This is a genomic window from Mucilaginibacter sp. R-33 (genome assembly GCF_049949235.1).
GTDB lineage: Bacteria > Bacteroidota > Bacteroidia > Sphingobacteriales > Sphingobacteriaceae > Mucilaginibacter.
Genome location: NZ_CP188089.1, coordinates 4,716,734 through 4,728,439 on the forward strand (window position 1 = coordinate 4,716,734; position 11,706 = coordinate 4,728,439).

The window sequence follows — 11,706 nt, forward strand, 5'->3', positions numbered from 1 at the left end:
TTAAGGTAATTCCGGGCGCCGATAAAATTGTAATTTGGGCTTCAATATCATGGCCCCTATTACAATTTACCCTGTTCATCTTTTCCGAAGGATCATCCCTTTTTGTGTTATCATTTTATGCAGCTTTGCTGCACTGGCTCAAAGTCAATCCCGGCCCGCTAAAGAACCTGTACTAAAAATGCTCCGCAGCATGAAAAGTCCGGATTCGGCAGCTGTGCTTGCAAAAAAACTGATCGATTCGGCCAGGAAAAACAACAATAAACCATTTGAAGCGCGGGTGTTGCTGGCCCGGGCTTACCAGGCTTATGGCATAGGTAATGAACATGATGCTTTAACCTTTGGCCGTGAAGCTACCAAATTGACAACCACGGCCGATTCACTTACTTATGAAAAAGCACCAATAATGGTAGCCTACATGCTCAGCCGCGAAGCCAAAACGGTTGAAGCCTTAAACGTTGCTTTTAAAATACTGAAAGAGTGCGATAACAGGGGATGGAAAAGTTTAAGTATAGACTGCCGCGCCTGTATTGCCGATATTTATCGGTCGATTGGTAACCCTAAACAAGCCCTGCCTTATGCTGAGCAAGCTTCAAAAGATGCATTGAGCATAAAAGACACAGCTTCTTATATTTTTGCGCTGAGTAACTTATCCAACATCCTTTCCGAACGGAGTATATCGTCGCCGGGTAACCTGGTAAAAGCTACCTGGCTAATGGAACAGGTACTTGATAAAAAGTATGCTCATTTTCTTTCTGATTTTAGCATAGCCCGTTACCAGGGCAATCTGGGCCGGCTTTACCTCATGACCAACCAGGATAAAAAGGCAGAGGAGATCCTGATGAAATCACTGGAATTATCCCGCAAAGGCGATTTCAAAACTCTCGAAAAGCATAACCTTAATGAACTTATGACCATGTATGTTGATCATAAGGAGTTTAAGAAGGCCGCACGATTCGGTGAAATGGCCGTTAGCCTCCAACCCGAATCACAAAGTAACATCACCGTACAAAAAAACATCTATAATCATTTAACCGATGCATATGAAGGTATTGGCGATTATAAAAACGCTTTTAAGTATAGTTATCTGTACCGGCGGCTTAATGACAGCATCAACCAGCTCGATAAAGCAAGGGATGCTTCCGAACTGGATAAAAAATACCAAGCCGATAAACGGTTATTAATAGCCGCCGGTGAAACTAAGCTGGTTGAGGTACAACGGAATTTTTTAATTGTGCTTGCGCTGTTTATAGTAATAGCCTCCATTATCAGTTATCGTTGGTTTATTCTTAAAAAGAAAAGAGAGACGGCCTTACTGGCCGAAGAACATAGTCAGCTGGAAAAAATGGATGCTATGAAAACACGCTTTTTTGCAAACGTAAGTCATGAATTACGCACTCCATTAACGCTCATCATGGGGCCGGCGGTTCAGCTCCTGGCTTTTACTAATTATGAAGTTGAACAGCGTAACATGCTGCATTCGATATTGCGCAATAGCAAAAAGCTACTCAATATGACCAACGAATTGCTTGATCTTGGCAAGTTGGAAGCAGGGAAACTAGCATTACAACCCAAGCCCGTTGCATTATTATCATTTGTGAAGATATTATACCAGGGTTTTGTATCGGCCGCTGAATATAAACAAATCGATTACAGATTGCTCAACTCCATTAATCCGGCACTTTTTGTTTTGCTCGATCAGGAAAAGTTTGAAAAAATAGCTAATAACCTCATCAGTAATGCCATTAAGTTTACGCCTTATGCAGGTACTATAACCATTACTGCTGATATAAAGCTGGAAATGATTGAGTTTGGAGTAGCCAATACCGGTGTGGGGATTCATCCGGATGATTTGCCCAATATTTTTGACCGTTATTACCAGGGCAGGGGTAATAACGCGCCCTTAGAAGGCGGCACAGGCATAGGCCTTGCTATAGCGCGTGAACTTACAGAACTGATGGGCGGGCATATTACAGTTGATAATTGGGGAAAGGGTGTGTTTTTTAAGATAGTTATCCCGTTTAAGGCAACTGAAAAGCCGGCAACTGAAGTGGCCGGAACAGAAGCCGTAATTGTTTCGCATAGTAAAACCGTGGGGAAAGACACTAATGGGGAACTTATTATGCTGGTTGAAGACCATCATGAAATGGCTGCTTATATTGCAGATATTTTACGGCCACAATATCGACTCATCACTGCCGGCAATGGCCGCGCAGCACTGCAAAAACTGCAGGATATGCCGGTAATGCCCAGCCTGATCATATCAGATGTGATGATGCCCGAAATGGATGGCTTTACCCTGCTTGAAACCTTGAAGCAAAGCCCGGCTTACTGCAACATCCCGGTGATCATGCTCACCGCACTGGCCAATACACGGCATAAGCTTAAAGCGCTTCATATTGGGGTTGATGATTATCTCACCAAACCATTTTTAAGCAGCGAGTTGCTTGCACGCACTGTTAATCTTATTAACAACGCCGCCGCCCGCTCCGGGGCTACCATCCCTGATGATGATGAGCTGATTACAAGAACCAACGATCTGCAGATTGAACAACCGGCAGAAAACCCGGGCTTGAAACTTTCGCCTGCCGATTTATCCTGGCTTGAGGAATTGGAAGCCCAGGTACGAAAACATACCGGCAAAACCGATCTTACGCTTGCCGCACTGAGCTATGAACTGGCGATCAGTGAGCGGCAATTGTTTCGCCGCATAAAATCAATTACCGGGCTTACACCCAATAAATACATCCGCGCCATTAAATTACAAATAGCACGCGAAGCTATCGAAAGCGGAAAGTACCGCACCATTGCCGAAGTATCATATGCCGCGGGGTTTGATACACCTGCATACTTTGGCAAATTGTTTAAGGAACATTATGGCCGCGACGTTAACGAGCTACTTTAAACAATCCGGCCGGTTATCATTGTCTTTTTAATTTCAGAAATCTTTAACTGACAGGAGGCTTTTTTTAAGCAAATGGCGGTTTTCTAAAGCTAAATGGCAGTTTTATTATATCGCTTTTAGGCAGCTTTGTGAGATACAATCACCCCCTAATATAATGACTGTGACTTTTAATGAGGATAATCTCCGTACCCTTAACAGCCAAACCGATACAATACCAACTATCGGCAAAGCGCCTGATGCAATATGCCCAAGATGCAAAAACAAATTTTGCGACCGGATAAAAAGAGGTGCTATTGTTAAACTGTTCCTTCCCCGGCTTGCAGTAAAACGCTATCGCTGCAGCAGGTGCTCAAACAGGTTTTATAAACGCGGATAAATTTATTTAAGCATCTACCTTTTATTTTTTAGGATAGCAAGAGAAATCAGCCTTTCAACTTAAACTTGAATTATGCCTGATTTTAATTGTGCTTTGCCGGTTTACTTTCGGGTAGCCGGCATTGTTTTTTTGCAGAGACATCACCTTATATCCTATAAGGCGGAACGCGTTATTCCATTGATGCCTGCATATCCCGCCAACAAAAAAGCCCGCCAGTTATCCCGGCGAGCCTTCTTCATTAAAAGTAAGATTTTAAATAACCTTATTCCACAACGCTTAATTTAAGCGTATTGGTTTTACCCTGTTTAATTATAGGTGTAGAAGCAGTGTTAACAACTACGTCGCCTGTTTTAATCAGGCCTTCGGCTTTAAGAGTGTCGTTAACATCGGCAATGGTTTGATCTGTGCTTTCCAGCTGATCATAATAATACGCCCTCACACCCCAAACAAGGCTAAGCGCATTCAATAGCTGCTTGTTTGATGTAAAGATATATGTACTGGCTTTAGGCCTGTGGCTTGATATTTCAAATGCAGTATAACCTGAAGTAGTCATGGAAACGATACCTACCGCATTGCTTTGCTCAGCAATATGTACGGCAGATTCGCAAAGTGCATTGATCAGGAAATCCGGAGAAGAAGGGTCTTTAGCTGTCGCTTGCTTTGGAGCGTTAAACGGATAGCCTAACTCTTCAACATTGCGTACAATTTTGGCCATAGTTTCAATAACAATAACCGGGAACTCACCAACTGATGTTTCGCCGCTTAACATAACCGCATCGGCACCGTCAAGTACAGAGTTGGCAACGTCATTCACTTCGGCACGGGTTGGGCGTGGTGTGGTGATCATTGATTCCAGCATCTGGGTAGCTACGATAACCGGTTTTGAAGCAGCGCGGCATTTACGGGCAATCATTTTCTGTAGTAACGGTACTTCTTCAAGCGGCATTTCAACACCAAGGTCACCACGGGCAACCATTACGCCATCTGTAGCAGCAATAATGGCATCAATATTTTCAATAGCTTCCGGCTTTTCAACTTTGGCAATTACTTTAGCCGCCGAACCGTTGCGTGCTATAATACGTTTCAAGTCAATGATATCCTCGCCTGTGCGAACAAAAGAAAGACCGATCCATTCAACATCCTGTTTAAGGGCAAATTCAAGGTTGATCAAATCTTCTTCGGTTAAGCTTGGGATAGACACTTTGGTGTTAGGCAGGTTAACCCCCTTGCGTGACGTTAAGATACCGCCGTGAACAACCTCACATATAACTGTATCAATTTTGTTGGTTTCAATAACCCTTAACTGCAGTTTGCCGTCATCAAGCAAAATAATTTCGTTTGCCTGTACGTCCTGTGGGAAGGTATCATAAGTAATATAGATCTGCTCATCGTTACCAATGCACTCGTGAGTGGTAATTTTAATATGCGTTCCGTTAACTAAATGAATACCGCCGTCCTTTACCAGGCCGATGCGGATCTTTGGGCCCTGTAAATCGGCCAGGATACCTACGTTGGTTTTGTATTGCTCGTTAATTTCACGGATAAGATCGATCACTACCTTATGATCTTCAGGCTTACCGTGCGAAAAATTAAGACGGCAAACGTTAACACCTGCCTTGATCATCGCTAATAAAACATCCTTTTTAGCTGATGCCGGCCCCATGGTGGCAACAATTTTTGTACGATTATAGTATAGTTCCATATTATTCGGGTTAAAACTGGAGGGTATTTAATGATTGTAAAACCAACATCTTTTTAAATTCGGCGCTAAAATAAAAGATTTTCCCGTGATTTTATTTTTTTTGGGTCAATCTTTACAGCTGCAACTATCTCTGGTATTTTATTTAGCGATGAAATGATCGTATCAAGCTCATTATCATCTATATAGTTACGAATCATTAAAAAATAGTCGGCACTTTTTATTTCAGGCACCAGGTAGCCATCTGAGCCTTTATTGCCTATAAAGAAGAAGTCTGTTTCGGTGGTTTCCCAGCTGTAACGGTATAATGAAAACAAAACAGGTTCGCTCCCGGGGTAAATATCTACTTCCAGGTCATCGGTTTTTACGAAATTAAAATTCAAGTACTTGTTTATAAGAAAACAAACCCGGTAATCTTTAAGTGAGCTTGTTACTGCAATGAGCACAAAATCAAAATCGATCTCAAACTTTAAAAATTTCCTGTTCAAAATCATTACTTTTACGCCGTCAAAATTACTAATACAAACCGTTTCAATAAAATTTTGTTTAGAGATTTATATTGTAAAAGTTTTAGATTTGTTTATTGACAGAATTTATTTTTCTTTGCACTGAATTTTTATTAATCATTAAACTATAAAGACTATGTCTGATATCGCTTCAAGAGTAAAAGCTATTATCGTAGAAAAACTGGGTGTTGACGAAAGTGAAGTTACGCCAGAAGCGAGTTTCACCAACGATCTTGGTGCCGACTCGTTAGACACCGTGGAATTAATCATGGAGTTTGAAAAAGAATTTAACGTGGCTATTCCTGACGATCAGGCTGAAACTATTGGTACTGTTGGCCAGGCAGTTGCTTACCTTGAAAAAAACGTTAAATAAAACTCCTTAACTGGATTAAATGGAGTTTAAAAGAGTTGTAGTAACCGGGCTTGGAGCACTTACTCCTATTGGTAACACTGTTTCAGACTATTGGAACGGACTGATCAATGGAGTAAGTGGCGCTGCCTTGATCAAAAGTTTTGATACCGAAAAATTCAAAACTAAGTTCGCGTGCGAAGTGAAAGGCTTTGACGCGGATGGTTTTTTGGGCCGTAAAGACGCCCGCAAATTGGATCCTTTTGTACAATACGCCTTGTTTTCAACCGAAGAAGCCGTAAAAGACGCAGGATTAGATTTTTCAAAACTGGATACCAGCCGTATTGGCGTTATCTGGGGCTCGGGTATTGGGGGTTTAAAAACTTTCCTCGACGAGGTGACAGCCTTTGCCAAAGGTGATGGCTCTCCGCGTTTTAACCCGTTCTTCATCCCTAAAATGATTGCCGATATAGCCCCCGGCCATATATCTATTAAATATGGTTTGCGTGGCCCCAACTTCACTACTGTTTCGGCATGTGCTTCATCAAATAATTCCCTGATAGATTCATTTAACTACATCCGTTTGGGTAAAGCTAACATGTTCATCAGCGGTGGTTCTGAAGCCATTATCAACGAAGCCGGCATAGGTGGTTTTAACGCCATGCACGCATTATCAACCCGAAACGATGATCCGGCAACGGCATCGCGTCCGTTTGATCTGGACAGGGATGGTTTTGTGGCCGGTGAAGGAGCAGGTACTATCATTTTAGAGGAGTTAGAGCATGCAAAAGCCCGCGGCGCTAAAATATACGCCGAAATGGTGGGTGGCGGCATGAGCGCCGATGCCTATCACATGACAGCACCTCATCCCGATGGCTTAGGTGCCGCATTTGTAATGCGCGCAGCCCTCGAAGATGCTAACCTTAGCCCTGCCGATATTGATTATGTGAACGTTCACGGCACATCAACCCCAATCGGTGATCCGCAGGAAATTAAAGCAATACAGGATGTGTTTGGCGATGATATTTACCGTATCAACATTAGCTCAACCAAATCAATGACAGGCCATTTACTTGGTGCTGCCGGCGCGGTTGAAGCTATTGCATCGATACTGGCATTAAAAAATGGTATCATCCCTCCAACCATTAATCACTTTACTGATGATCCGGCTTTTGATCCTAAGATCAATTTCACTTTCAATACCGCTCAAAAACGCGATATTAATATAGTGCAAAGCAATGGATTTGGTTTTGGCGGACACAACGCTTCTGTAATATTTAAAAAGTACGAAGATTAATTGTGGTTTGATGCCTATAAGTCGGTTCTACAAGCTTTATATATCACCCAACAGAAAGTATGTTAAAATTTTAAAGAATTTGCTCGGTTTTGTGCCGGGCAATTTGTCTTTATACCGCATGGCTTTCCGTCATAAATCGGTAGCCCAAAACATCAAGAAGGGAGTAAAAAACAGTAACGAACGCCTGGAGTTTTTGGGCGATGCCGTACTGGGCAGTGTTGTTGCTGAAGTACTTTTTAAATTATACCCTTATGAAGATGAGGGCTTTTTGACCGAATTACGCTCAAAAATAGTAAGCCGTGTAAACCTTAACGCACTCGGAAAAAAACTTGGCTTTGATAAATTGATTGAGTATGATAACCGCATGCTTAACTCGAGCAGGCAGGGATCATTACTGGGCGATGCATTTGAAGCCCTGATTGGCGCGGTTTATCTGGATAAAGGCTATGACTTTACCAAAAATTTCCTGATCAATCATATCATAAAACCTCATATTGATATTCATACGCTTGAGCAAACGGAAACTAACTTCAAAAGCAAGCTTATTGAATGGTGCCAGCGACATGGCCGCGATATTATTTTTGAACTGGTAACCAATCAGGACGGCGAAAGCACCAAGCTTTTCACTGTACAGGCCAATATAGATGGTGAAGTAATGGGCTCGGGCAAAGAATTCAGTAAAAAGAACGCCGAAAAGCTTGCCGCCGAAAAAGCCTGCGAAGCCTTGGGCATCTGATTCAAAGTTTTTTAACAATTAAAGCGGTGGCTGCTTTTCTTTTTTAAGCTGCACCGGCCCCTCTCCCAGCTTTACAGTTGAATCGGGCACGATGAATGTTGGACTGTTTAGCTTTTCGAGCTTTTCTTTATCACTGCTGTTTTTGTAATATTCATATGCCCGTATGGTGTGCTTTATCAGGTCATAATCAGTCCAGGCTTTGATATCCTTATAGGTAGGCGTATAATAATTCATGAACTTACGGGCAAGGCTATCGGTAGCCAGTCCGGTATATTGCTTCACAAATGGGATGTTGTAATGTTTGTGAATTTCGGCCTGCTCCAATTCGCTTTGGGCGTTTTGAGCAAAGCGACGTGCGCGATTGGGAGTTGTTCCTAAAAGCTCGTAAAGGCCGGTTACGGGATTACTTAAAAAAGATAACGCGGGCGGCTTGCCATTATAATAAGTTCCCTGTTTCTTATAATCGTTTAATACCTGGTTTATTTCCTGCCGTTTGGTTTGGCCAACGACTTTTACCTCGTCAAGTTTTATAATAGGCTGCATGTAAACGGGCATGTCGCTATTGTTCAGTACCACTACTTTTTGAGGGGTATAGTCATCGCGGGAAAAAAGCAGTGTATCGCCGACGCGTGTCTTTATGCTAAACCAGCCAACATCATCACTAAGTATCAATGTTTTGGTATTCAGATCTTTAACAAAAACCTGTCCTACACGCTCATTGGTCACCTTTTTTGAGATAACCCCTTTTACCGTAAACTCCTGGGCCGAAACATGAACGGTAATGAGGCATAGAACCCCTGTTAAAAGCAGGTATAAATAGTTGCGCATCAGTGATAATTGAACGTAAATATAGGAAGTGTATTTTATTTGAAATGTGAAAAAATGTTAAAGCGCTTCGCTTTGGTGGTTGGAGGTTAGAGACTGGAGGTTAGTTTTACTTTTTTTGAATGATAAATTCTCTCTATTGAATTTATTTCAAATCCGAAATTTAACAGTGACCTAACCTCTAATCTCCGATCTCTAACCTCTAACTAAATTTGCTATCTTTGCGCATGATAAAATCCATGACAGGGTATGGAATTGCCAGTTTTGATTCGGGCAGTACAAAATACACCGTAGAGGTTAAATCCCTGAACAGCAAATTTTTAGAATTATCACTTCGTTTGCCGAAGATTTTTGCCGAAAAAGAGTTTCAGCTGCGTAATGACTGCAGCAAACTTATCGAACGCGGTAAAGTTAATTTATCTATCAATACCGAGCAGGTAAGTCAATCAGTAAAAGCGGCCGGCATTGATAAAGATCTGCTCAAACATTATTACAACCAGCTAAAATCAGTAAGCGAAGAGCTCGGCGAGCCAACCGGTAACCTGCTTCAGCTGGCATTGGGCTTACCCGAAGTTGTTAAATACGAAGAAGATACCATATCCGAAGATGAGTGGAAAGCCGTTGAAAAAACTTTTCAGCAGGCGATGGCCGCTTTCCAGGACTTCAGGGCTCAGGAAGGTAATGTTATTGAACAGGAAATCAAAGGTCGTATCAATACCATATTAAAAAACCTGGACCTTGTTGAGCTGGAAGATCCCAAACGGGTTCCTTTGGTCCGCGAGCGCCTTAATACGTTTTTAGCCGAAGCCGCAAGTCGCGAAGCTATAGATCAAAACCGGTTTGAACAGGAACTGATCTACTATATCGATAAACTTGATATCACCGAAGAAAAGGTAAGGCTGAAAGCACACTGCGAATACTTTATCGAAACATTAAAAAACGCTGATGCAAACGGCAAAAAGCTAGGCTTCATTTCGCAGGAGATTGGCCGCGAGATCAATACATTAGGATCAAAGGCGAATGATGCCAACATCCAGAAACTGGTAGTAGGCATGAAAGAGGAGCTTGAAAAAATTAAAGAACAACTGTTAAACGTATTATAATATAGTCATTGAGCCATGAGGTCATTAAGTCATTGATTGCGTTGTAAGCAATTTTTGAAAAATGACGCAATGACTTAATGACGCAATGACGTGTATAATCAATGACCAAAGAAGGTAAACTCATCATATTTTCGGCTCCCTCAGGTGCTGGTAAAACCACAATAGTACATCATTTGCTGGGGAAAATTCCTGATCTTGAATTTTCCATTTCGGCCACCACGCGTGAGCGCCGCGGCGATGAGGTGCATGAAAAAGATTACTATTTTATAAGCAAAGAAGAGTTTTTGCACCGCATTGCCAAAAAACAGTTTGTTGAATTTGAAGAGGTTTATACCGGTACTTTTTATGGCACGCTCCGTACTGAAATTGAGCGCATTTGGGCAAAAGGCAAAACAGTAATATTTGATATTGACGTTGAGGGTGGCCTTCACCTTAAACGCAAATACGGTCCCCAGGCTTTGGCTATATTTGTACAACCGCCATCGCTTGAGGTTTTAATTGAAAGGTTGACCGGCCGTGGCACCGATAGCGAAGAAAAACTGAAAGAACGCTTTGCCAAAGCAGAAAAAGAGCTTAAATACGCTCCGCAATTTGATATTATACTCAAAAATTACGATCTTGAAACGGCTTGCGCAGAGGCGGAGGAATTGGTGAGTAACTTTATTAGCCCCCCGGCCCCCTGAAGGGGGAGTGCAAAAAAACTCATTTTGTACACCGGGAGCATTTAATCTACAAAACTTTTAATTTCCCCTTTAGGGGTTAGGGGCACAACATGAAGATAGGCTTACTGTTTGGTTCATTTAATCCTATACATATAGGGCATTTGATTATTGCCAATTATATGGCAAACCATACCACGCTTGATAAGGTGTGGCTGGTTGTATCGCCACAGAATCCGTTAAAAAAGTATGGCGATCTGATCAACACTTATGACAGATTGGAGATGGCCCGCCTGGCTACTGATAATGCAACCAATATTAGTGTGAGCGATGTTGAGCTGAAGTTGCCCCAGCCATCGTATACCATTGATACCCTTGCCCATTTAAAGGAAAAATATCCCGAGCATGAGTTTGCCCTCATCATGGGTTCGGATAACCTTGGCTCCCTGCATAAGTGGAAAAACTATAAGCTTATCCTGCGCGATTATCGTATTTACGTGTACCCGCGCCCCGGCTATGAAAACGCCGAACTGGCCGATCACCCTTCGGTTACCATCACCATGACGCCGCTTATGGAACTTTCGGCTACGTTTATCCGCAAATCAATAGCCGAAAAAAAGAACGTGCAGTTTTTTGTACCAGATCCGGTATTGAAATTTATAGAGAGCAAGAGCTTGTACAGGTAACCCTGTAAATCTAAATTGCCCATCATTGCTTCGTACCTTACAGCAATGACGGGCAATTAATAAGTGTGGGTTTACCCAATAAAATGATATAAAAACACAACTTCGCCGGTAAAAGCCGGTTTGCGCTGGTCTTTTATTTCGAGCTCGATGGCCATAGTGGATTTCGTTGTGCCACGAAGGTTAAGCAAGCTGGTCAACTTTACTTTTAACCGTACCTCATTATCAACCAGCACTGGTTGTGCAAAACGAAGGTTTTCGATGCCGTAATTAATTTCCATTTTCAGGTTTTCGATCTTTACGATCTCTTTCCATAGGTGAGGGATAAGCGAAAGTGTAAGGTAGCCATGTGCAATGGTTGACTTAAACGGGCTTTCAGTTTTTGCCCTTTCCGGGTCGGTATGGATCCATTGGTGATCGAGGGTTGCATCGGCAAATTTGTTGATCTGCTCCTGCGTAATAGTGTGCCATGATGATACGCCAAGGTCGTTGCCAACCTGCTGTTCAAACTCCTGAAAACTGCTGATTACAATCATATTGGGTTATTGATAGTTAGGTTTTTTTAATATTG

At 42.2% G+C, this 11,706-nt stretch carries 11 protein-coding genes; 7 read left to right on the plus strand and 4 right to left on the minus strand.

Translation table 11 applies throughout. From position 1 onward, the window contains the following. The first annotated feature begins 49 nt into the window (after nucleotides 1-49). Nucleotides 50-2,902: an ATP-binding protein gene (locus ACP26M_RS19335; protein ID WP_426582429.1), complete on the plus strand. Its 2,853-nt coding sequence runs from the start codon at nucleotides 50-52 to the stop codon at nucleotides 2,900-2,902. A gap of 638 nt (nucleotides 2,903-3,540) precedes the next feature. Here the strand turns inward: ACP26M_RS19335 and pyk are convergent. Then, complete coding sequence (gene pyk, locus ACP26M_RS19340; protein ID WP_090534757.1) at nucleotides 3,541-4,980, minus strand: pyruvate kinase; 1,440 nt, start codon at nucleotides 4,978-4,980, stop codon at nucleotides 3,541-3,543. Between the two features lie 65 nt (nucleotides 4,981-5,045). Beyond that, complete coding sequence (locus ACP26M_RS19345; RefSeq protein WP_229701770.1) at nucleotides 5,046-5,471, minus strand: IPExxxVDY family protein; 426 nt, start codon at nucleotides 5,469-5,471, stop codon at nucleotides 5,046-5,048. A gap of 148 nt (nucleotides 5,472-5,619) precedes the next feature. Between ACP26M_RS19345 and ACP26M_RS19350 the strand changes: the two genes are divergently transcribed. The 3 genes from ACP26M_RS19350 to rnc are packed head-to-tail and all read left to right on the plus strand — an operon-like array spanning nucleotide 5,620 to nucleotide 7,865. Next, nucleotides 5,620-5,856 carry an acyl carrier protein gene (locus ACP26M_RS19350; RefSeq protein ID WP_031266521.1) on the plus strand — a complete coding sequence of 79 codons (237 nt, stop codon included), beginning with the start codon at nucleotides 5,620-5,622 and terminating at the stop codon, nucleotides 5,854-5,856. Nucleotides 5,857-5,875: 19 nt separating this feature from the next. Further along, on the plus strand, nucleotides 5,876-7,129 hold the full coding sequence (gene fabF / locus ACP26M_RS19355) for a beta-ketoacyl-ACP synthase II (protein ID WP_426582433.1): 1,254 nt from the start codon (nucleotides 5,876-5,878) through the stop codon (nucleotides 7,127-7,129). 10 nt (nucleotides 7,130-7,139) lie between these two features. Beyond that, nucleotides 7,140-7,865 carry a ribonuclease III gene (rnc, locus tag ACP26M_RS19360; RefSeq protein WP_090534754.1) on the plus strand — a complete coding sequence of 242 codons (726 nt, stop codon included), beginning with the start codon at nucleotides 7,140-7,142 and terminating at the stop codon, nucleotides 7,863-7,865. Nucleotides 7,866-7,883: 18 nt separating this feature from the next. Here rnc and ACP26M_RS19365 read toward each other — a convergent pair whose 3' ends face one another. After that, complete coding sequence (locus ACP26M_RS19365) at nucleotides 7,884-8,693, minus strand: hypothetical protein (RefSeq protein WP_426582436.1); 810 nt, start codon at nucleotides 8,691-8,693, stop codon at nucleotides 7,884-7,886. 224 nt (nucleotides 8,694-8,917) lie between these two features. Here ACP26M_RS19365 and ACP26M_RS19370 point away from each other — a divergent pair, with 224 nt between their 5' ends. The 3 genes from ACP26M_RS19370 to nadD all read left to right on the plus strand — a co-directional run bounded on the left by ACP26M_RS19370 (nucleotide 8,918) and on the right by nadD (nucleotide 11,138). Then, nucleotides 8,918-9,793 (plus strand): YicC/YloC family endoribonuclease, encoded by an 876-nt coding sequence (locus tag ACP26M_RS19370; protein ID WP_426582438.1) that lies wholly within the window; start codon nucleotides 8,918-8,920, stop codon nucleotides 9,791-9,793. Nucleotides 9,794-9,894: 101 nt separating this feature from the next. Beyond that, nucleotides 9,895-10,476, plus strand: a complete 582-nt coding sequence (gmk, locus tag ACP26M_RS19375) for a guanylate kinase (protein ID WP_090534749.1) — start codon at nucleotides 9,895-9,897, stop codon at nucleotides 10,474-10,476. 89 nt (nucleotides 10,477-10,565) lie between these two features. Continuing rightward, nucleotides 10,566-11,138, plus strand: a complete 573-nt coding sequence (gene nadD / locus ACP26M_RS19380; RefSeq protein WP_091173065.1) for a nicotinate (nicotinamide) nucleotide adenylyltransferase — start codon at nucleotides 10,566-10,568, stop codon at nucleotides 11,136-11,138. Between the two features lie 71 nt (nucleotides 11,139-11,209). Here the strand turns inward: nadD and ACP26M_RS19385 are convergent, their stop codons facing one another. Then, nucleotides 11,210-11,671 (minus strand): MaoC family dehydratase, encoded by a 462-nt coding sequence (locus tag ACP26M_RS19385; protein ID WP_090534746.1) that lies wholly within the window; start codon nucleotides 11,669-11,671, stop codon nucleotides 11,210-11,212. Nucleotides 11,672-11,706: the final 35 nt, after the last annotated feature.

Coding starts and splice junctions, on each gene's coding strand:
- ACP26M_RS19335 (WP_426582429.1), top strand. CDS start 50: ATGGCCCCTATTACAATTTACCCTGTTCATCTTTTCCGAAGGATCATC.
- pyk (WP_090534757.1), bottom strand. CDS start 4,980: ATGGAACTATACTATAATCGTACAAAAATTGTTGCCACCATGGGGCCG.
- ACP26M_RS19345 (WP_229701770.1), bottom strand. CDS start 5,471: ATGATTTTGAACAGGAAATTTTTAAAGTTTGAGATCGATTTTGATTTT.
- ACP26M_RS19350 (WP_031266521.1), top strand. CDS start 5,620: ATGTCTGATATCGCTTCAAGAGTAAAAGCTATTATCGTAGAAAAACTG.
- fabF (WP_426582433.1), top strand. CDS start 5,876: ATGGAGTTTAAAAGAGTTGTAGTAACCGGGCTTGGAGCACTTACTCCT.
- rnc (WP_090534754.1), top strand. CDS start 7,140: ATGCCTATAAGTCGGTTCTACAAGCTTTATATATCACCCAACAGAAAG.
- ACP26M_RS19365 (WP_426582436.1), bottom strand. CDS start 8,693: ATGCGCAACTATTTATACCTGCTTTTAACAGGGGTTCTATGCCTCATT.
- ACP26M_RS19370 (WP_426582438.1), top strand. CDS start 8,918: ATGATAAAATCCATGACAGGGTATGGAATTGCCAGTTTTGATTCGGGC.
- gmk (WP_090534749.1), top strand. CDS start 9,895: ATGACCAAAGAAGGTAAACTCATCATATTTTCGGCTCCCTCAGGTGCT.
- nadD (WP_091173065.1), top strand. CDS start 10,566: ATGAAGATAGGCTTACTGTTTGGTTCATTTAATCCTATACATATAGGG.
- ACP26M_RS19385 (WP_090534746.1), bottom strand. CDS start 11,671: ATGATTGTAATCAGCAGTTTTCAGGAGTTTGAACAGCAGGTTGGCAAC.